We start from the raw sequence: 17,211 nt of genomic DNA, 5'->3' as shown, positions 1-17,211 counted from the left end.
GCTTCAGGGTCCGCCCTCACCGTCAGCGCAACGACGATCGATCCTGGGACTTCGGTTTCGTCGCGGTCCTCATGAAGAGCGGCCGATCTGCCGGCTTCGCCTGATCTTCTCGATCAACATAATCAACAAGGTGACCATCATGCTCCAAGCCAGCCCGCAAGAGTTCATCAGCGCAAAGACGATCGGAACAGCTCTGATCCTCTCCGCGCTGGTTTGTTGTGTCATAATCTTTGCTTGAATGCAACGGTTTGTTGTGCAAATGTACTGCAAACGGAGGTTCCGATGTTCATCTTTCTTCTGGGCAACTACCAGCTGCCCTTCACGCTGATCGAGCTGGACTCGTTCGATTACACCCACACCCACCGCACCGCCTGGCACACGACCTGGAAGGAAGACATGCACCTGAAGGTGTGTGTCCCCGGGATGCTGCCGACCCGGCTGCGTATCGCCAACGACAATCAGAAGGCTGCCGACCATGGATAGAGTTTTGACCCTCCTCCGCACCGCCGAGGACTTCGCCAAGACGGCTCACGGCGACCAAAAGCGCAAGTATACCGGCGAGCCCTACTGGCATCACCTGAAGGAGGTAGCGCGGACGCTGATGCAGTACGGCGCAACCCCCGACGTGGTGGCGGCTGGCTGGCTGCACGACACGCTGGAGGACACCAAGACCACATACCAGGAACTGTGCCTGACGTTCGGCCACGTCATTGCCAACATGGTCGTCGAGGTCACGGACGTCAGCCGGCCCGACAGCGGCAACACGCCCGAGGGCATCGGCAACCGAACCCTGCGCAAGGCAATCGATCGCCAGTTCGTGGCTGGCGCCTCATGGCGGGGCCAGATGATCAAATGCGCCGACATCCTCAGCAACACGGCCAGCATCGTCGAGAACGATATCGGCTTCGCAAGGATTTACGTGGCCGAGAAGGGTCTGTTGATCGACGCCCTGGAGAAGGCTCGTCAGGCTCAGTATCCGATCTGGCGCGAGGCCTACGACTGCGTCGTTCAAGCGCAGAACCGAGTTCGCCGTGCCGCGTGATCCCCGAGCTGACCCGCTGATCGAGCGGGCCAAGCTGCGCTGTCCAGGATGCCGGATCGCCTGGCGCCTGGACGGCTGGAAACATCGATCGCCGGCCAACAGCGAGTGCATCGCCAAGGAAGAGCGCGCCGAGCTGCGGCAGATCGCGGCTGAATGTCGGGAGAAAGAGCGGATGGCATACGAGCAGGACGTCAAGGATCTGGCCTACACCCTCGATCCGCCATGTTGGGTGAGCTACAGCGGCAAAGGTCGGAACTTCAAGGCGGCGATGGATTACCGGCGCAACGCTTCACTGCGGAAGGCGCAGGACACCATGGATCGCATCAGGGAGCGGCGAGGTCCGCAAGCATCGATCGAGGATCGCATCGAGGCCCTGGAAGCCCAGATCGTCGAACTCAAGCGCGAACGGCGGCTTCAATCCTCGATCGTCTGATCGCCCTCACCTTCTGCAGCATCTCACCGTGCGAGAAGGTCGGGACATTCAGCTTGTCCGAGGCGAGGCGTATGGCTTGTTTGGACAGTTCCGGCGTTACGTCGAACCAGTCACCGAACAGCCTGCGCTTCGCCTTGTCGAAGGTGGCGGCCACCTCGTTGAAGACGCGGATCGCAAGCATATCGCCTGCGGTCCAGACGCACTCTTGAAGCACCAGCTCCTTCGGGTTTCCGAGCTGGAGTGCGGCCATGCGGTCCTTGAGCTGTCGAGCCCAGCCGATGCGGAGCGGCCGGCCCCCGACAGGACCGACCGCATACACACACGCGAAGCTGAGTTCATCAAAAATGGTGCGTTCCGGCTTTGAAGAAAGCCAAGGGAGCCCGCAAACAATCTCAGTCTTCTGCATGGCGCTGTCCTAGCACATCGTTTGCATCAATGCAAATTTAGTGCTTGCCATCCGCCTCGATGCAAACTATCGAATGCAAATAACCGGAGACCGATACATGTCCAAGAGAAAGTCGTTCCTTTACCCCCAGGAACTCGGCATCACCTACCCAGAGTACAAAGCCCTCATCGAGATCAGGGAGCTGTTCGCCAACAACAAGTTCGATCACGACCAGCACGTCGATATGACGAGCGGCAACGGCTTCAACATGAACTGCATCGTCAGCGAAGGCGAATGCGGCACTACCGCCTGCATCGGCGGCTGGATGTTCCTGGCGATGGAGCGCGACCGGACGCTGCCCGTGGGATGCTTCCGGGCTTTCCAGTACGTCCAAAGCTACCGCAGCGCTGCGCTCGGTCCGCTGTTTTTCCCGTTCTGCAACCGCGAAATGCGCGACCTGCTCGATCAGCACGGCCAGAACTACGACTTTCCGTTTGAGCTGGTCACGCCCGCGATGGCGCTTCAAGCGATCGACAATTTCCTCACGACGGGCAACCCGAACTGGCCCGAGGTCACCGGCCTTCTCAATATCGAGGTAGAGCATGTCGCTTGATTTCAGGAAGCCGCTGCAGACGAGGCACGGCTACCCTGCCCGCCTGGTCTTCGACCAGCTGCACACCCACGTCTACGGACCGCTGGTCTTTGCGATCACACATCCTGACGGCATGGAGCGCATCGGATTCCGCCGGGCTGACGGGTCCTACCCAATCCCCGACTCCGGCGACCAGTGGGACATCGTCTACGCGGTAAAGCGCGAGGTGGTGATCACTGTCGAGGGTGGCATGGTCGATGTCCGCCACCTGCCGTCTGACGTCCAGGTGACCGTGATCGACTTCGATGTCGACGGCCTCGACGTTGAGGAGCTGTCCTGGGACCAGGACCGAGCCTGCATCATTTCCGAATACGGTCCGGGCGATCAGCCCGTGACCTGACGCTTGCATGAATGCAAGCGATTGCACACCCCGTCATCAACCCGCGCGCCGCCCCTGCTGACGGGGTGGGATCAACAACGGCCCGCAACAAAGGAGAGAGTGAATGGATCCAACCATGGGACATGGTGTCATCGGTGGACATGGTGTCATCGGCCAAGCCACATTCGGTGGAGCCGAGAGCAGCGATGCTCCCGCGATCGGCATGTCTGGCTATCTTAGCCAAGCTGACATGCAGGCCGCACAACAGGATGGCGGGACGGAAGCTTCCAGCCTGGTCGTCGAGGCCGACACGGTAGTCGGAGCTGAAGTATCGACCGAGACCGCGCTCGCCGCCGTCCTGGAAGAGTCCGCCGCCCCTGCTGCGCCGGTCGTTCCGGCAATCATCTACCCGTCCGGCCGCGTTGACTTCAACAAGCCGTTCCAGGTGTTCGACGCCAACGATGACCAGGACGTCCACACCGACGCGAAGATCATCGCCGTGCTAACGGGCAACGCCTATCCGGTTGTCATCGTCTCGCATCACGACGGCGAACAGGTCGTCGGCCAGTTCGATACCGATGGCGACGAGATGCAGGGCGAGCTGAAGGTCGAGAACCTCGATACCGAGCCGCGCACGCTGTACGGCGCCGTCGTCAAGGACGGTCGCGAATACAGCCTTCACGAAGAGCTGTTCGGCAGCGAGCTGGAAGCGGGTCAGATCTACCTGAGCGGCAACCAGTCGATCGCGCTGGTCTTTCCGGTGACGATCCCGCCGCAGGGCATCGCCCCGGTTCTGCCGGAAGCTGGCGTCGAGGAGGCGATCGAGGAAGAGGACAACGTCCCGACCACCGCTGCCCCCGTCGAGCCGCCGCATCCGGATGCTCGCTGGGTCAACGGCCGGCTGGTCAAGCCGGGTGACAAGGTCCGGGCGATGAAGAAGGGCGAGTTCGTCGAGCGCGTCTGTACCGTCATCAAGACCCAGGATGACCACAAGCGCACCCTGTACATCCAGGCCGACGTCGGCGGCGATGGACCGTACTGGGCGCTGAACAAGAAGATCCGACCCCACTACTGAGCCAGTCAATGGCGTGCCCGCTCTCTTCGGAGGGCGGGCATCTCTTCGAAGGGACGACTGATGGAACACCGTTATCACTACGCTCTTGGGCAAGATGGCGACTACATCGTCTGGGAGAGCCTTCAGCCCGCCACTGCCGGCGATGGATGGCATTGGGTTGAGCATACCCGCTGGCTCATTCCTGGCACCCAGTTCGGGGACTGACCATGAAGCATATGCGTCTCTTCCGACGTCAGCGCCGCTGGCGTCACCCGTGCGACAAGGGCTCGCCTCATCAGCGCGCTCTCGGCGCAGCCTTCCGCTTCCTCCTGGAAAACCACACCTGGAAGCGCCACCCCGCTCCATTCAAGAAGACCTGGCGCGGCCGACAGCGGCGAGAGGAAGTTCGTTTCGTCGTCGCCAACAAACGCGCCTTCGTATGAGTATCGATCGTGAGAACCTCGAACACTGCCTTAGCAATATCCGAGAGGTTCGATAGCGCGTCGCTCGTCAAGCATGGCCGGCCCTGGACGGTGGCCGAGATCGAGATCATGCGGCGCAACCGGCACCTCAGAACAGCTGAGCTGCAGGCGTTGCTGCCTCCGCATCGGTCGAGGTCATCGATCCAGGGCAAGCGCGACAAGACGGAAGGTCTCGGCTACCGCCGCCTTCCATGGACGTCCGGCGAGGATGAGGAACTCAGACGGTCAGCTCCGACCAAGGGCGCGACCGCCATCCACCACATTCTGCCGCATCGCTCGCCCTGGGAAATCAGCCTTCGCGCCAGAGCGCTGGGCATCAAGCTGTTCAACTATCACGAAAAGCCTCTCGCCATCATCGGCGAACCGCTGGCGGACGCCATCCGCGCCCGAGCCCGAGAGGATGGCTTATCGATGCGTGGCCTCGACTGCGAGCTGAACACCGGAGGCTACTTCACCAACGTAGCGGCACTTCGAGCCAGACGAGGATCTGGCCCGTACATGCCCGCCATTCGCAAGGCCGTCGAGTTCTTCGAGGCCGAGCTTGTAACCGGTCCTGACGGGACCATCACCATAGACTGGAAAGACGAATGAAGACCCAACCAAAGAAGCGCCGCCGCTACACCCCCACCCTCAACGACCTGTTCGACAGTCGGATCGATGACTCGATCGTCCTGGCCGACATGCGTGAGCGCGTCCGGCTGTTCGGCACCACGCCGCTACGGTTTGCGTGATGTCCGAGGATGATCAGGCAGGCAAGCCGGTGCTCTTCGCCAGGCTGAACGGCAACACCCTCCGCGCCAAATGGCCAGGCAAACGCTGGCACGGCGCCTACCCCAACATCGATGCCGCCGCCGAGGCCGCCCATCAGGACGGTCTGGCGTCGTTCGTCATCGACTACGTCACCGAGGAAGAATGACCAAGAAATCGCTCGCCGAATTGCGCTCCGAGCTGGTCGACGAAGAGAGAAAGCGGGACGACCTGTTCGCCCAGCGCGCTCCGATCGACCGCAAGATCGAGCATTCGGCCAAACGTATCTCTCACCTCAACGAGTTGATCGGGCAGATCATCGTCGCAGAGGCGAAGGACAAGGGGCCGGACTGGCAAACGCTCGTCCGGAGCAACGTCAACGACGGCCTGAGTTACCATCGGCACGTCCTCGACGCATTCAACGACATCGGCATTTTCGCGGACGGCTTTTGGTCGGACACGAACGACCGGTGTCTGAGAATCATGTTGACGAAGGGCTCGCAGGAGAGCTTCGACACCACCAAGAAAGCCATCGAACTGATCGCACCGTTGCTTACTGAAAAGGACGGAATGGTCAGGTTCGGGATCTTCGAGCATTCGCTTTCGTCCGGCGGGATCTACACCCTGCTGGTTTCGAAGGATCTGAAGCGCGCGAAGGTCAAGCTTAACCGCTGGGATAAATTCGAAGGGACGCTCAACGAGGTCCTGATCCGCATCCAGCGGGATCACTACTACGACGACGGCACCTGAGCGCTTCCAGGAGGCTCGGACCAACCTTTAGCATCACGTACCTGGGGACTACGAACTTGCGACAACCTTGTTGGCAGTGCGGAACCAACAATCAAGAAATCAGAGATAGCAGAGGCATCAATGATTATCAGAGATTGCTGCGGAACACTCCTGTGTATCCGCTTCTACAACCCACGCGACAGACCACGAACCAAGCGCCTACCACACCTTCAACATCAACAAAGGGCGTCTTGAATGATCATCAGAAACTGCGGCGGAGCGCTGCTGCGCATCCGCTTCTACAACCCCCGAGATAGACCGCGTGCAGGGCGCGGCTCCTTCCCGGATATTTTTCCTTAGATTTTTCGCTTGCGCTTTCGTGCGCATGAATGCAAATAAAAAGCGCCACCGGTTCTGACTCGCCGCACTATTTCGAGCGGCGTTCACAGCCACCCAAGGACGTCGTGCGCCCATCCGGGCGCATGAATGCAAACGATGAACTGCAAACGGAGACTTCGATGTCGTTCTTCCTGGTCACTCTCGAGCCCGATGGCAAGGGCAACATGGTGGACGTTCCGATCCCGGACTACGGCCCCTATGACAAAGGCAGCGATGCGGCCAAGCACGCAAAGGTGCTGACTGAAAAGCTCGGCCGCAAGGTCCAGCCGCGTCGTATCGCCCAGGCTGCCGACTGGCGGGCTCGCCAGGCTCAGCGCCTGGCTGACGGCACGCTGAAGCCGCTGCCGGCGAAGTGGGACGTGAAGCCGATCAAGGATCACTTCGCGCACCTGCACGCGGACGACGTCACCAATATCGCCTTCACCGAGAACGATGAACTCGGTGTCATCGATCGCGTCACGATCCTGACCGCTGGTCGCTACCTCAGCCGGTTCTATCCGGATCTGGATAACGATAAGCGGAACAAGCTGATCGCGGCGATCGATCCCAGCGGGGAAGTCTATTACGCGACCACGCCGGAAGAGATCACCAGGATCTACAAGGAAGGCCCGTCGTCCTGCATGGACGGCAGCAAGAACTTCAACCTCCCGGTCTGGCCAACCGCGCCCTACGGAGCCGGCGACCTGGCTGTCGCATACCAGGTCAACGCGCGTGGACGCATCCAGTCGCGTTGCGTGTGCTGGCCGGCGAAGAAGCAGTTCGGCCGGGTGTTCGGCGACTTCCAGCGCATGCGTGCCAGCATGGAAAGCGAAGGCTTCACCTACATCCGCACAGACAACTCGGTTGACGGCAATAGCTCCTCAGAGTGCTTCGATGGTGCAAGGCTTCTGAAGATCCCAACCGGCCGCGTCGAGCACGAATATGTCATGCCTTACTTCGATGACATCAAGTTTGCGCTCGACATGGGTGACCACTTCGTCACGGCTCTGGAGAAGCCGGAAGGCAAGCTTGGTGCCAGCTACATCACCACGGGCAGCACGGCCGGCAAGTCCGACATGTACCGTTGGTGCCCGAAGCTGAAGAACTTCCATCCCGCAAGCCACTTCAGGCACGTTCATGGCGTGAATGAAGAATGGTGTCAGGAAGCCATCAACATCCACGGGGCCCAGTGCGAGGTGACGGGCGAGCTGTGGCCTTACAGCTTCCTTGTCGAGCGCGACGACGGCAGCCTGGTCAGCCCGAACTGCGCCGAGGGCGATAAGCCCAAGGCGAAGACCAAGAAGCGAGGTCGCCCTCCCCGCGCGCCTCGCATCAGCGGCACCCACGCTGACCTGGTCATCATTGATGATCCGATCATTCGTGCTGCCGATTGGGGCGATGCCATCGAGTACTGCCCCATAGAGCCGAACATCAACATCAACGTCGGCGATCAGTTCGATGCGCACGCCTTCAACCGGCACGTTTCGGCCACGCTCGAAAACGTGGTGATCGATCGCGAGGCGATGATGGATTTTCTCCGATCCCCGTCGCTGACGGAAACTATCCAGCAGCAACACATCGACCGGATGACTCGCCAGATCGACGAGGCCATCGAAGTTCAAGTCGTCGGCGACCCCTTCGTCCGCCGTATCCGCGCCGCCTAACCTGAAAGAAGAGAAATGTCAGACCTTCGTACTCTCATCGATATGCTGTCCTACTGCCGGCCGGCCAAGTCGGATACCGAGCAGCAGTTTATCGACCGGTTCCTCAAGCCGCTTAACGTGGCCAAGGATCAGTTCGGAAACCACTTCGTCATCATCGGCAACGAGCAGCCCTCCGTCCTGTGGTCGTCGCACACCGACAGCGTCCACACGAAGGAAGGCAAGCAGAAGGTCGCCTTCGACGGCAAGTTCCTGTTCAACCCGAAGGACTCCAAGTCGAGCTGCCTCGGCGCAGATGATGCGGCCGGCGTCTGGATCATGATGGAAATGATCCAGGCGAACGTGCCTGGCCTCTACGTCTTCCACTTCGCCGAGGAGATCGGCTGCAAGGGCTCCCGCGGCATTGCCAACGAGAACCCGAAGTTCCTGGAGGGCATCAAGGCGGCCATCGCTTTTGACCGGCGTGGCATTGACAGCGTGATCACCCACCAGGGATCGCGCTGCTGCTCCGATGCGTTCGGCGAGTCGCTCGCTGCCCAGCTGCCGAAGCGGTTCAAGCTCGATCCGACCGGCGTTCTGACTGACACCAAACAGTACATGGGCATCGTGCCGGAATGCTCGAACCTCTCGGTCGGGTACTACAACGAGCACTATCCGAACGAGAAGCTGGACGTCGGCCATCTGATCGAGCTGCGCGATCACATGATCAAGATCGACGCTTCGAAGTTCATCATCGAGCGTGACCCCACAGTCGTGCCGATGCCGAAGCAGACACGATCTCTCGGCTCTCTGCGCGATCTCGGCATCTTCAAGAAGATGCGCATCCGCGACCTCGAAGAGAAGGTCTGGAAGCATCCGCGCGAGGTTGCGCGCTTCCTCGACGCCATGGGCGTCTCTATCGACGATATCGAGGATTTCATGTGGGAGAACCAGCCCTCCCTCTTCGATTTCGAAGACGAAAACAAAGACGGCGACCGCCTGATCGCCTGACTGAACAGCAACGACCCACTCAGAAACAAGGACTGACCAATGAAGCTTGGAATGCAAGAGCACACCGACATCGCGACTGGCGTTCAGGAGGAATTCGACGTCGAGATCGAGGCCAATGCGGTCGCGATCTACGCCCAGATCTCCGGCCTGGCGAAAGACAAGGTCGGCTACGGCGTACGCGAGATCCCGTCCAACGCCTGGGATGCGTCCGGCGGCAACTTCGAAGTCCATCTTCCGACCCCGCTGAACCCGGTATTCAGGGTCCGCGACTATGGCACGGGCATTTCGCCAGAGAACATGAAGAAGGTCTACGGCAAGCTCTATGCCTCGGATAAGCGCGGTGCCAATGACAAGGTCGGCGGCTGGGGTCTTGGCTCGAAGAGTCCGTTCGCTTATCTGCTCGGTCCGGATGGTGCCGGCTCCTTCAACGTCACCTCCTACTATGAAGGCGTGATGCGAGCCTACGTCGTCTCGCTCTCCGCCGAAGGCAAAATCAAGGTCCGTCAGATGGCAGAGATGCCTTCGGACGAGCCGTCAGGGCTGGATGTCTCCTACGCAGTCCGCCGCGAGGACATCCATGCATTTCACAACCGCGCCCACAAGATCCTCTGGTCGTTCAATCCTCGCCCGAAGATCTTCCCCGAGATCAAGTGGGATGAGCCGGTGGTCAAAAGCTCTGGGGACAACTGGACCAGCTACAAGTCGGGCACCGTGCCGTTCTACGGACCGAGCGTCCGGATGGGCTGCGTGATGTATCCATTCGATCTGAGCCTGATCAAAAACTCCGGCTTCCTGGACAGCTCCGACGAGGTTCTGTTCGAGGCGCCGATCGGCTCGCTCAAGGTCATCCTGTCCCGCGAAGAACTGGCCTACGACGAAACCACCAAGGCGACGTTGGCAACCCTCGTGAAGAACTACGAGGACAGCTTCATCAACCAGCTCCGCGCCAAGGTCGAGGCCGCCGACACCCTGTTCAACGCCTGCGTGGCTTTCAACAAGGGCGTTGAAGGCCTCGGTCTGACCCGTGCGGAACGCCTTCGGACGATGATGGATTGGCGTGGTCTGCCGCTGACCAATAACGTCGTCAAGCACAACTTCAAGACCTGTCACCTGGGCAATGGATGGCAGCAATTCGACAAGTTCACGGACGAAACCGTCCTTGCCTCCTGGGCGGCCGACGCCAAGATCGTCATCGAGCACAACCCGCACTACTCCTTTAGCCGGTTCTCAATGGCCAACCTGGTCGGTGAGAAGGTCCTCTGGGTCCGCTGCAAGCGCATCGACCGGGATGAAACCCTGCGCCGGCTCGGCAACCCGGAAGTTATCGATCTCGATAGCTTCAAGGTTCCGGTCGAGAAGCGCGTCAGCAAGACGATCCGCAAGCGCCGCACCCTGGTGGTCGGAACGCATGGACGTCTCCGCAAGGAGACGCAGGACGTCGATCTGGCTGATGGCGGCTACTTCATCGAGCAGCGACCCTATGGCTACCGCCGTGGTCGCGGCAACGAGTGGTTCCACGTCATGGATGGACACAGCGATGTGTCGCTCAGCAGCCTCGATGACGTCACGCACGTCTGTGTCGAGCTGGGGCTGATCGAAGCCGGCACTGTCATCCTGATCAAGAAGCACGATCAGGAAGTGCCGGATGGCTGGACTCACATCGGTGACGACATCGTCGAAGGCCTGCGCGGCAAGGTGAACGTCGCTGAGTTCACCGGGCTGCACAAGAAGACGATCAACCATATCGACGGCACGATCCGCCGACTGGTCGATCCCCGGCTGTTCGACAACGCGCCGGCCGATCTGCAGGAATGGGCTGGTCAACTCCGGGCGCTTTACCGCACCCTGGAGGGTAACAGCACCGCGTCAACCGAAAGCGACAAGGCGTGCGCCGCCCTGCAGAAGCTGGGCGTGAGCGTCAACAAGCCTTCGGTCGAGTGTCCGATCGCCGCAGTCGAGGCTCGCTTCAACGAGCTGACACTCGGCTATCCGCTCCTGCGGATGATCTGCTCGAACAGCAGCTTCTACGGCTTCGACAATGCCGCGAAGCAGCGCCTCAAGCACTACTTCGACCTGCTGCGGCGACCGGAGATTCCGGTCGTCCAGGACAACGATGAGGACTTCGACAGCGACGCCGAAGATTTCGACGTCGATCTGGACGAAGCCGCCTAAATCAACGGAGCACCCAATGATCCCAGCGGTCATCACCGATACTTCGATCACGTTCTTCGCCAAGGGCCGTCCCTGGAACTTGTCGGCGGACCACCCGAAGTTCAGCGACATCAAGCAACTCCTGACATCCGGATCGGATGACGCCGATCGCGCCATCCAACTGACGGACGTCCGGGTTGCGGTCGATGCAGCGACAGCCGGACAGGCTGCGCTGACGGAGGAAGGTCTCTTCCTGAACGGGAAGCAGATGCCCTCCATCTGGCGTGACAAGGCCGTTGCCGCTCCCGACAGCATGAAGGTCCTCCTGGTCTATCCAGGGGACCGGGTGCGTGTCGAGGGCGACGAGGACGCTCCGGACGGCATCTACACGGTGGGCGAAGTCGACAACAACGACGCTGACAAGCGCGTCTACGTCGAGTCTGAAGAGGACTATTTCGGCTTCGTCGCCAACACCTCGATCAAGGAGATCGTTGAGGAAGGGCCACGGCTACCGGCGCAGGAGCCGGAGCCAGAGCCTCAACCGCTCGTCGAGGCTGAGGACATCGGCTGCGACTGCAACGAAGCCGGCATGGACTCCGAGTGGAACTGGGAGCCCGATCAAAATGCATACGTCTGCAACGGATGCGGAGAGGTTCAATGAATAAGCACGTACCAATGCCCGTGCCGGCGGCGACCGGCGAGCGCGATTTCGATCAGGCCATCGAGACCTTCTTCGAAGGCGTGAAGCGCATCAGCGACGACTACATGAATGCGAATTATCCGAGCCTCTCGAAGCCGGTCTTCGAGCTGCAAAAGCTGCAGAAGCGCTACCGCATCGTTCGCGACCAAGCAGCCTTCTGCTTCGTCGACAAGGCAACTGGCGACGTTCTCAAGTCAGCCAGCTGGGCGGCGCCGGCCAAGCATGCCCGCGGCAACATCTTCGACGCCCACAACGGGTTGGCGAAGATGGGCCCCTACGGTCCGGCGTATCTGCGATGAGCGAGCGATACGTCACCCTGATCGGCGCGGAACAGGTTCAATCCGCAGCCAACACGATGGTCAGAGCAGCCGAGCAGATGGGTCGAGCTGCCGACAACATCAACTACGCCTTCGAGTCCCACCAACGGTTCCTCGAAGATTGGCTGGTGCGATTGCAGGCAACGATGGAGCAGAAGTCGTGAAGATCCACTGGCACTTCGACAATCCCTGGCGCGACAAGGCGATCTACGTTCCGCTGGCGCACCTGGTCCCGATCAATCACCAGCGATACCAGGCAGATCTCGGCGACAAGCTGGATGCATATCTACTCCCGCAGCCGGACGGCACCTTCGTGGCCGGCATTCGCTACGGCAAGGAAGGGGAACAATACATCTCACCGAGCCCCATGGTGCTCGGTGACACCCGCGCGTTGGCCGAAATACATCGGATGCAATGGCGTCCGTGCCGCTGGGACGATGAGCTGACGCGGCCGACAGAGCCCGGCTGCTACATGCTGCGGATCGCTGGCGACTGCGAGACCGATGGTCCGCATGTCTACTACGACTACCCCGATTACACCCAAAGCGGCCGGGTCTTCGGCGAGGACGGCGAAGTCTTTGCCTATGGGGACACCGACGAAGAACCCGAACAAATCATCGCCTGGTACGGGCCGCTGACCGCCCCGCCCTGCGATTGCTACTGAGGAAAACATGCCGAAGACACTGACCAAGATGCAAGAGCAGATCGTCGCCAAGGTACTGACGATCGGCGCCACCGACTTCGTCTGGTGCAAGGCCGGCGAGGTCAACTCCATCAAAAACCTCCGAGATCGAGAGCTTCTCAAGGGAGATTGCTGGGGCGCTGTACAGCACCGCCACCTCACCGACCGGATCAAGACCATCTTCTGGGTCGAGAACCCGGTGACCTTCATGATCCCGAATTTCCACGGTGAAGGATGGCTGATCTTCGACGATCGCCGGTACATCACCAAGGTCTACAACGAGGACAATGCCAAGCGCGTGGTTTCAGCACTGAAACTGCTGCGGCAGACCGAATTAAAGGAGGCTGCGTGATGTCGCTGCATCCCAGGTTATCGAAGTACCTCGAAGGTCTCGACGCCCTGACCGATGGTCGCGGCTTCGACGCTAAGCACGAGAAGGCCCGGCTGTTTGTCGAGGGCGCCTGCAAGCTGGTCTCGCAGCTCGCCAGGATGGACACGCCCACAGACGGCGTCGAGGATGAAGATAAGGCGGACGAGATCATGGCCGATCTCGACGACGAGCGGCTGTGCAGTGATGCCTCAGCCCTCTACGCGCTGATCCGCGAAGCCAGGGAATTGTCCGGTAAAAGGTAGTTTGCATTTTTTGCAAATTACCGATTTGCGTGAATGCAAAAACCTGCTACCTCCAACCAGCAAATCACATTGAGGACTATCCATGGCGTTCGTTCCATCCCCTCAGCAGGCCGCCTTCATCAATGAGGCCCTCAACGGGACCAGTTCCATCGTCCTGATCGCCGTGGCCGGCGCAGGCAAAACCTCCACCATCCTCCAGGCGGTCGGCCGCATGCGGGGATCCTCGATCATCATCGCGTTCGGCAAGCGGATCGCTGAGGAGATTAAGGGTAAGCTGAAGCAGATGGGCATCGACTGGAAGAAGGCGGAAGCCTCGACCGTCCATGCGATCGGCCTTCGGAACTACCGCAAGAAATTCCCCACGGTGCGCGTCGTCGAGGACAAGGTCGCTAACATCACCTCGTCCTGGATCGATTCCAACAAGATCGGACCCGAACTGGCGCCCCACGCTTCGATCATCTGCCAACTGGTCGCCTTCGCGAAACAGAGCGGCGTCGGCATCCGCGGCCAGGGCCACATCGAGGACACGTCGATCTGGGACGATCTCGCCGAGCACTTCGATCTGTTCAATGAAGAGGCAGTCGAGAAGAAGGCTGACGATATCATCGACATGGCAATCGACGTCTTGAAGGCCTCCAATCAGGAGCCGGAGATCGTCGACTTCAACGACATGATCTATCTGCCTTTGCTCTATGAAATCAAGTTCTGGCAGTACGACAACGTCATCATCGACGAGGCACAGGACACCAACACGGTGCGCCGGCTGCTGGCCCGATGCCTGATGAAGCCGAATGGCCGGCTGTTCGCTGTCGGCGATCCGCACCAGGCAATCTTCGGGTTCACCGGAGCTGATAACGACAGCCTGGACATCATCAAGCAGTCCTTCAATGCGAAGGAGATGCCGCTGACGGTGACCTACCGCTGTCCGAAGTCGGTGGTGAAGTTCGCGCAGACCTGGGTCGGCCATATCCAGGCCCATCCTTCGTCTCCTGAGGGTTCGATCTCGCTCGAGACTTTCGAGCAGATGATCCAGAACCGCGACCGCCTCAACGCCGACGCGGCGATCCTGTGCCGCAATACCCGGCCGCTGGTGACCGCGGCGTTCGCTCTGATCCGCGAGAAGATCCCCTGCCGGATCGAAGGTCGCGACATTGGCGAAGCGCTCAAGAAGCTGGCAACCCGCTGGAAGTCCATCAGCACCATCCCGGAGCTGGAGGATAAGCTGGAGGAATGGCTGGAGCGCGAGAAGGAGAAGTGGCTGCCGCGTAAGAAGATGGCCAAGGTCCAGGAGGCCGAGGACAAGTTCGAGACGATCAAGGTGATCATGGATGCTTGCCGCGAGGACAAGCAGTACGAGATCAAGGCGGTCGTCGCCTACATCGACAACATCTTCTCCGACAACGTCTCCGGCATCCTGACGCTCTCGACGATCCACAAGTCGAAGGGCCGGGAATGGAAACGGGTGTACTGGCTCGACCGGTTCAACACCTGCCCATCCCGCTACGCCACGATGGATTGGGAAAAGGAGCAGGAAGCCAACCTGCAATATGTCGCAGCCACCCGATCGATGGGCGAGCTGATCGACCTCTTCCCGCCGCTGCCGAAGGTGCAGCCGGTCAACGACAACAAGCAGCAACCGGCGGAGAAGGCAGCGTAATGGCGATCTTCGAAATCGAGGCCTGGGGCCCTTGGAGCCCCTGGCCGGCCGAGTATTGCGGCGGCGACGAGCCGCTCGAATGTCCCCAGGTGATCCCGGCCCACTTCTGCACCGCGCCGAAGCGGGTCACCACCTGGCGGACCTGCCCCAACTGCGGCGATCGAGGCACGAAGATCCTCAGCCTCAACCCCAAGCACCCCGACAAGCCCTACCAGTGCCAGGGCTGTCGCTCCCACTACGCCCCACCTTCGCCCGAAGCTCGCCGGCCCCGCCGACGACGGGACAGCCGTGACTGGTGGTTTGCATGAATTCAAAGGAGAGACCGATGAACGGTTTTATTCTGTACCGCGGCCCGTCGTTGATCGACGGTGCGCCCATCGTCGTGATCGCCACCGGCCTGGAGGACGGCGGCAGCAATTCCAAGACCGGGCCGATGGTCCAGATCTACATCATTCGCGCCGACCAGAACCCGCTGCTCGCAGCGCAAACCGGCGACGACGTCTCGATCTGCGGCAGCTGCATCCACCGGGGCCGCATCGTCACTGATCCGAAGACCGGACTGCGCAAGAACGTCGAGCGCTCCTGCTACGTCACCCTGATGCATGGCCCCAGGGTTATCTGGGATGGCTTCCAGCGCGGTATCTATCCCGAGGTGTCGTTGGCCAAGGCTCGCAAGCTCCTGGCCCGCAAGCGCGTCCGTATCGGTGCCTACGGCGATCCTGGCGCCGCTCCAGTCAGCATGTGGCGAGTCGCCCTCGCCCAAGTCGACGAGCTGTCCGGTTATACGCACCTCTGGCGCACCTTCCCAGAGCTGGCGGACTTCTGCATGGCCTCCTGCGACAGCGAGGCTGATCGCATCATGGCGAAGGCCCTGGGGTTCCGCACCTACCGGGTGCGTCCAAAGGGTGAGCCCAAGATGGACGGTGAAGGTCACTGCCCGGCCGGCGCTGAGATGGGGAAAGCCGTGCAGTGCGCCTACTGCCTGCTCTGCGGCGGCAATCGGTCCAAGGCCAAGGCCGACATCACCATTGAGGCACACGGGACCGGCGCCAAGCACTTCGCCAGGGAGGCTGCATGAACCAGCGCCCGCATCGTTGGCAGAAAGTCTCTCTGATCGAAGATGACTTCGATCAGGTGGAGAGCGTTGGCGAAGTCCTCTCAACTAGCAGAGGCGAGCGAAGAGCACCTTCCCGCTACGGCGGGGAGTACCGCCGATCCAACCGATACACCGAAGACGGTTACGGCGAGCTGGATTTCGCCTGAAACCGAAGGAGAAACCATGGAAGTACAAGAAATCGAAAGGCAGATCGCCCGCAGGATCATCGACGATGCGCTGGCTGCCGGCTTTGCGATCGACGTCTACGACGGCGGCGACTTCGCGATCGAGAAGAGCACCGACGCCGATGCCATCTTCAGCGCGATGTTCTCCACCGATGACGACCGCCTCTACATGCACAAGGACGGCAAGCAGGTTGGATCTGTCTGGCTGATCTACGGCGAGTCTGGCTGGGACGTGATCACTGACTATTCGATGAGCATCGACGACCTTCTCCAGGGAGCGCTCAAGCTGTCTGAGGAGCTGGAGGGAAAGCTCAATGGCTGAGCACCTCGGCGAAGCGAATGGTTTCCGCGAGGGCCAACGCGTCAAGATGCTGGTCGAGGCCAAGGGTGCCGATCACGAAGACATCGAGCACACGATGCCGGCGGGATCTACCGGCGTCATCGACCGCATCGAACGGTACGACAACTCGCAAGGCGTCGTCTTCACGATCTGGATCCCCGTCGATGAGGCGGATGATCGCGGAATTGTGAACGCATTCGACGAGGAAGACGGACCGATCTCAAACTTCATTTCAGCAACGGAGGAACCGTGAAGAAGAAAATCCAAGCCGCCCTGGTCCGGGTGGTCGCATTCAAGGCGCCCGGGCCAAAGTGGCACATTGTCGGCGAGCCAATCGAGCGAGCCAAAGCCGTCCTCGTCATCGCCGCTGAATGGAAAAGCGGCAACATGGCCAGGATCGTGTCACAAACGAAGCCGCCTGCGGCATCGAAAGCGTCATAACTTTGTCCAAAAGGTTGCATGAATTCAAATGACGGTCTATCTGTTACACTTGTCGCCCAGCTACCAGCATGCTGGGCACTACATCGGCTTCTGCGAAGAAGAAGACCCGACCCGTCGCTTCGAGCGGCATCTATCCG

Annotated in this window: 28 protein-coding genes; 27 read left to right on the top strand and 1 reads right to left on the bottom strand. The window is 60.4% G+C overall.

Annotated elements, in window-relative coordinates; all coding sequences use genetic code 11:
- Positions 1-282: 282 nt before the first annotated feature.
- Genes V1279_RS14665 through V1279_RS14655 form a run of 3 tightly spaced genes read left to right on the top strand, consistent with a single transcriptional unit; the run spans position 283 to position 1,475 of the window.
- Positions 283-483: a hypothetical protein gene (locus tag V1279_RS14665; RefSeq protein ID WP_334436933.1), complete on the top strand. Its 201-nt coding sequence runs from the start codon at positions 283-285 to the stop codon at positions 481-483.
- Between the two features lie 4 nt (positions 484-487).
- Entirely contained in the window at positions 488-1,042 is a 555-nt protein-coding gene (locus tag V1279_RS14660; RefSeq protein WP_334436931.1) for an HD domain-containing protein, read from the top strand.
- Positions 1,032-1,475 (top strand): hypothetical protein, encoded by a 444-nt coding sequence (locus tag V1279_RS14655; protein ID WP_334436929.1) that lies wholly within the window; start codon positions 1,032-1,034, stop codon positions 1,473-1,475. Before V1279_RS14660 ends, V1279_RS14655 begins: the two co-directional genes overlap by 11 nt.
- Here the strand turns inward: V1279_RS14655 and V1279_RS14650 are convergent.
- Positions 1,438-1,881, bottom strand: a complete 444-nt coding sequence (locus V1279_RS14650; RefSeq protein ID WP_334436926.1) for a hypothetical protein — start codon at positions 1,879-1,881, stop codon at positions 1,438-1,440. The genes V1279_RS14655 and V1279_RS14650 overlap by 38 nt on opposite strands.
- A gap of 97 nt (positions 1,882-1,978) precedes the next feature.
- On the opposite strand from V1279_RS14650, the gene V1279_RS14645 reads away from it, so the two are divergent.
- The 24 genes from V1279_RS14645 to V1279_RS14530 all read left to right on the top strand — a co-directional run bounded on the left by V1279_RS14645 (position 1,979) and on the right by V1279_RS14530 (position 17,074).
- Positions 1,979-2,473: a hypothetical protein gene (locus tag V1279_RS14645; protein ID WP_334436923.1), complete on the top strand. Its 495-nt coding sequence runs from the start codon at positions 1,979-1,981 to the stop codon at positions 2,471-2,473.
- The gene (locus tag V1279_RS14640; RefSeq protein WP_334436921.1) at positions 2,463-2,852 is read left to right on the top strand and encodes a hypothetical protein; all 390 of its coding nucleotides are present in this window, start codon (positions 2,463-2,465) and stop codon (positions 2,850-2,852) included. The genes V1279_RS14645 and V1279_RS14640 overlap by 11 nt, the downstream gene beginning before the upstream one ends.
- Positions 2,853-2,955: 103 nt before the next feature.
- Positions 2,956-3,906 carry a hypothetical protein gene (locus tag V1279_RS14635; protein WP_334436919.1) on the top strand — a complete coding sequence of 317 codons (951 nt, stop codon included), beginning with the start codon at positions 2,956-2,958 and terminating at the stop codon, positions 3,904-3,906.
- A 206-nt stretch (positions 3,907-4,112) separates the two neighbouring features.
- On the top strand, positions 4,113-4,328 hold the full coding sequence (locus V1279_RS14630; protein WP_334436916.1) for a hypothetical protein: 216 nt from the start codon (positions 4,113-4,115) through the stop codon (positions 4,326-4,328).
- A 90-nt stretch (positions 4,329-4,418) separates the two neighbouring features.
- Positions 4,419-4,958, top strand: coding sequence for a hypothetical protein (locus V1279_RS14625; protein WP_334436913.1), 540 nt, complete (start codon positions 4,419-4,421; stop codon positions 4,956-4,958).
- Positions 4,955-5,098 (top strand): hypothetical protein, encoded by a 144-nt coding sequence (locus V1279_RS14620; RefSeq protein ID WP_334436910.1) that lies wholly within the window; start codon positions 4,955-4,957, stop codon positions 5,096-5,098. The genes V1279_RS14625 and V1279_RS14620 overlap by 4 nt, the downstream gene beginning before the upstream one ends.
- Positions 5,098-5,283 (top strand): hypothetical protein, encoded by a 186-nt coding sequence (locus tag V1279_RS14615; RefSeq protein WP_334436908.1) that lies wholly within the window; start codon positions 5,098-5,100, stop codon positions 5,281-5,283. Before V1279_RS14620 ends, V1279_RS14615 begins: the two co-directional genes overlap by 1 nt.
- Entirely contained in the window at positions 5,280-5,864 is a 585-nt protein-coding gene (locus V1279_RS14610) for a hypothetical protein (RefSeq protein ID WP_334436905.1), read from the top strand. The genes V1279_RS14615 and V1279_RS14610 overlap by 4 nt, the downstream gene beginning before the upstream one ends.
- Positions 5,865-6,361: 497 nt before the next feature.
- Positions 6,362-7,885 carry a hypothetical protein gene (locus V1279_RS14605; RefSeq protein WP_334436902.1) on the top strand — a complete coding sequence of 508 codons (1,524 nt, stop codon included), beginning with the start codon at positions 6,362-6,364 and terminating at the stop codon, positions 7,883-7,885.
- Positions 7,886-7,900: 15 nt separating this feature from the next.
- Entirely contained in the window at positions 7,901-8,872 is a 972-nt protein-coding gene (locus tag V1279_RS14600) for a M28 family peptidase (RefSeq protein ID WP_334436900.1), read from the top strand.
- Between the two features lie 39 nt (positions 8,873-8,911).
- Entirely contained in the window at positions 8,912-11,044 is a 2,133-nt protein-coding gene (locus tag V1279_RS14595) for an ATP-binding protein (protein WP_334436897.1), read from the top strand.
- Between the two features lie 16 nt (positions 11,045-11,060).
- Entirely contained in the window at positions 11,061-11,684 is a 624-nt protein-coding gene (locus V1279_RS14590) for a hypothetical protein (protein WP_334436894.1), read from the top strand.
- On the top strand, positions 11,681-12,022 hold the full coding sequence (locus tag V1279_RS14585) for a DUF7717 family protein (protein ID WP_334436891.1): 342 nt from the start codon (positions 11,681-11,683) through the stop codon (positions 12,020-12,022). The genes V1279_RS14590 and V1279_RS14585 overlap by 4 nt, the downstream gene beginning before the upstream one ends.
- Positions 12,019-12,204 (top strand): hypothetical protein, encoded by a 186-nt coding sequence (locus V1279_RS14580; RefSeq protein WP_334436888.1) that lies wholly within the window; start codon positions 12,019-12,021, stop codon positions 12,202-12,204. Before V1279_RS14585 ends, V1279_RS14580 begins: the two co-directional genes overlap by 4 nt.
- Complete coding sequence (locus V1279_RS14575) at positions 12,201-12,704, top strand: hypothetical protein (protein WP_334436885.1); 504 nt, start codon at positions 12,201-12,203, stop codon at positions 12,702-12,704. Before V1279_RS14580 ends, V1279_RS14575 begins: the two co-directional genes overlap by 4 nt.
- Before the next feature lie 7 nt (positions 12,705-12,711).
- Positions 12,712-13,074, top strand: a complete 363-nt coding sequence (locus V1279_RS14570; protein WP_334436882.1) for a hypothetical protein — start codon at positions 12,712-12,714, stop codon at positions 13,072-13,074.
- Complete coding sequence (locus V1279_RS14565) at positions 13,074-13,355, top strand: hypothetical protein (protein ID WP_334436879.1); 282 nt, start codon at positions 13,074-13,076, stop codon at positions 13,353-13,355. Before V1279_RS14570 ends, V1279_RS14565 begins: the two co-directional genes overlap by 1 nt.
- Before the next feature lie 82 nt (positions 13,356-13,437).
- Positions 13,438-15,012 (top strand): ATP-dependent helicase, encoded by a 1,575-nt coding sequence (locus tag V1279_RS14560; RefSeq protein WP_334436876.1) that lies wholly within the window; start codon positions 13,438-13,440, stop codon positions 15,010-15,012.
- Positions 15,012-15,320: a hypothetical protein gene (locus tag V1279_RS14555; RefSeq protein WP_334436875.1), complete on the top strand. Its 309-nt coding sequence runs from the start codon at positions 15,012-15,014 to the stop codon at positions 15,318-15,320. Before V1279_RS14560 ends, V1279_RS14555 begins: the two co-directional genes overlap by 1 nt.
- 17 nt (positions 15,321-15,337) lie before the next feature.
- Positions 15,338-16,090, top strand: coding sequence for a hypothetical protein (locus V1279_RS14550; RefSeq protein ID WP_334436874.1), 753 nt, complete (start codon positions 15,338-15,340; stop codon positions 16,088-16,090).
- Positions 16,087-16,275, top strand: a complete 189-nt coding sequence (locus V1279_RS14545; protein ID WP_334436872.1) for a hypothetical protein — start codon at positions 16,087-16,089, stop codon at positions 16,273-16,275. Before V1279_RS14550 ends, V1279_RS14545 begins: the two co-directional genes overlap by 4 nt.
- Before the next feature lie 16 nt (positions 16,276-16,291).
- Complete coding sequence (locus tag V1279_RS14540; RefSeq protein ID WP_334436870.1) at positions 16,292-16,615, top strand: hypothetical protein; 324 nt, start codon at positions 16,292-16,294, stop codon at positions 16,613-16,615.
- Positions 16,608-16,886, top strand: a complete 279-nt coding sequence (locus tag V1279_RS14535; protein WP_334436868.1) for a hypothetical protein — start codon at positions 16,608-16,610, stop codon at positions 16,884-16,886. Before V1279_RS14540 ends, V1279_RS14535 begins: the two co-directional genes overlap by 8 nt.
- Positions 16,883-17,074 carry a hypothetical protein gene (locus V1279_RS14530; protein WP_334436866.1) on the top strand — a complete coding sequence of 64 codons (192 nt, stop codon included), beginning with the start codon at positions 16,883-16,885 and terminating at the stop codon, positions 17,072-17,074. The genes V1279_RS14535 and V1279_RS14530 overlap by 4 nt, the downstream gene beginning before the upstream one ends.
- Positions 17,075-17,211: the final 137 nt, after the last annotated feature.

The sequence above is a fragment of the Bradyrhizobium sp. AZCC 1610 genome, assembly GCF_036924515.1.
Classification (GTDB): Bacteria; Pseudomonadota; Alphaproteobacteria; order Rhizobiales; family Xanthobacteraceae; genus Bradyrhizobium.
This window is presented reverse-complemented; position numbering and strand designations above follow the sequence as displayed.

Coding starts and splice junctions, on each gene's coding strand:
- V1279_RS14570 (WP_334436882.1), top strand. CDS start 12,712: ATGCCGAAGACACTGACCAAGATGCAAGAGCAGATCGTCGCCAAGGTA.
- V1279_RS14610 (WP_334436905.1), top strand. CDS start 5,280: ATGACCAAGAAATCGCTCGCCGAATTGCGCTCCGAGCTGGTCGACGAA.
- V1279_RS14565 (WP_334436879.1), top strand. CDS start 13,074: ATGTCGCTGCATCCCAGGTTATCGAAGTACCTCGAAGGTCTCGACGCC.
- V1279_RS14635 (WP_334436919.1), top strand. CDS start 2,956: ATGGATCCAACCATGGGACATGGTGTCATCGGTGGACATGGTGTCATC.
- V1279_RS14580 (WP_334436888.1), top strand. CDS start 12,019: ATGAGCGAGCGATACGTCACCCTGATCGGCGCGGAACAGGTTCAATCC.
- V1279_RS14605 (WP_334436902.1), top strand. CDS start 6,362: ATGTCGTTCTTCCTGGTCACTCTCGAGCCCGATGGCAAGGGCAACATG.
- V1279_RS14545 (WP_334436872.1), top strand. CDS start 16,087: ATGAACCAGCGCCCGCATCGTTGGCAGAAAGTCTCTCTGATCGAAGAT.
- V1279_RS14535 (WP_334436868.1), top strand. CDS start 16,608: ATGGCTGAGCACCTCGGCGAAGCGAATGGTTTCCGCGAGGGCCAACGC.
- V1279_RS14595 (WP_334436897.1), top strand. CDS start 8,912: ATGAAGCTTGGAATGCAAGAGCACACCGACATCGCGACTGGCGTTCAG.
- V1279_RS14540 (WP_334436870.1), top strand. CDS start 16,292: ATGGAAGTACAAGAAATCGAAAGGCAGATCGCCCGCAGGATCATCGAC.
- V1279_RS14650 (WP_334436926.1), bottom strand. CDS start 1,881: ATGCAGAAGACTGAGATTGTTTGCGGGCTCCCTTGGCTTTCTTCAAAG.
- V1279_RS14665 (WP_334436933.1), top strand. CDS start 283: ATGTTCATCTTTCTTCTGGGCAACTACCAGCTGCCCTTCACGCTGATC.
- V1279_RS14600 (WP_334436900.1), top strand. CDS start 7,901: ATGTCAGACCTTCGTACTCTCATCGATATGCTGTCCTACTGCCGGCCG.
- V1279_RS14615 (WP_334436908.1), top strand. CDS start 5,098: ATGTCCGAGGATGATCAGGCAGGCAAGCCGGTGCTCTTCGCCAGGCTG.
- V1279_RS14560 (WP_334436876.1), top strand. CDS start 13,438: ATGGCGTTCGTTCCATCCCCTCAGCAGGCCGCCTTCATCAATGAGGCC.
- V1279_RS14645 (WP_334436923.1), top strand. CDS start 1,979: ATGTCCAAGAGAAAGTCGTTCCTTTACCCCCAGGAACTCGGCATCACC.
- V1279_RS14585 (WP_334436891.1), top strand. CDS start 11,681: ATGAATAAGCACGTACCAATGCCCGTGCCGGCGGCGACCGGCGAGCGC.
- V1279_RS14640 (WP_334436921.1), top strand. CDS start 2,463: ATGTCGCTTGATTTCAGGAAGCCGCTGCAGACGAGGCACGGCTACCCT.
- V1279_RS14550 (WP_334436874.1), top strand. CDS start 15,338: ATGAACGGTTTTATTCTGTACCGCGGCCCGTCGTTGATCGACGGTGCG.
- V1279_RS14555 (WP_334436875.1), top strand. CDS start 15,012: ATGGCGATCTTCGAAATCGAGGCCTGGGGCCCTTGGAGCCCCTGGCCG.
- V1279_RS14630 (WP_334436916.1), top strand. CDS start 4,113: ATGAAGCATATGCGTCTCTTCCGACGTCAGCGCCGCTGGCGTCACCCG.
- V1279_RS14590 (WP_334436894.1), top strand. CDS start 11,061: ATGATCCCAGCGGTCATCACCGATACTTCGATCACGTTCTTCGCCAAG.
- V1279_RS14620 (WP_334436910.1), top strand. CDS start 4,955: ATGAAGACCCAACCAAAGAAGCGCCGCCGCTACACCCCCACCCTCAAC.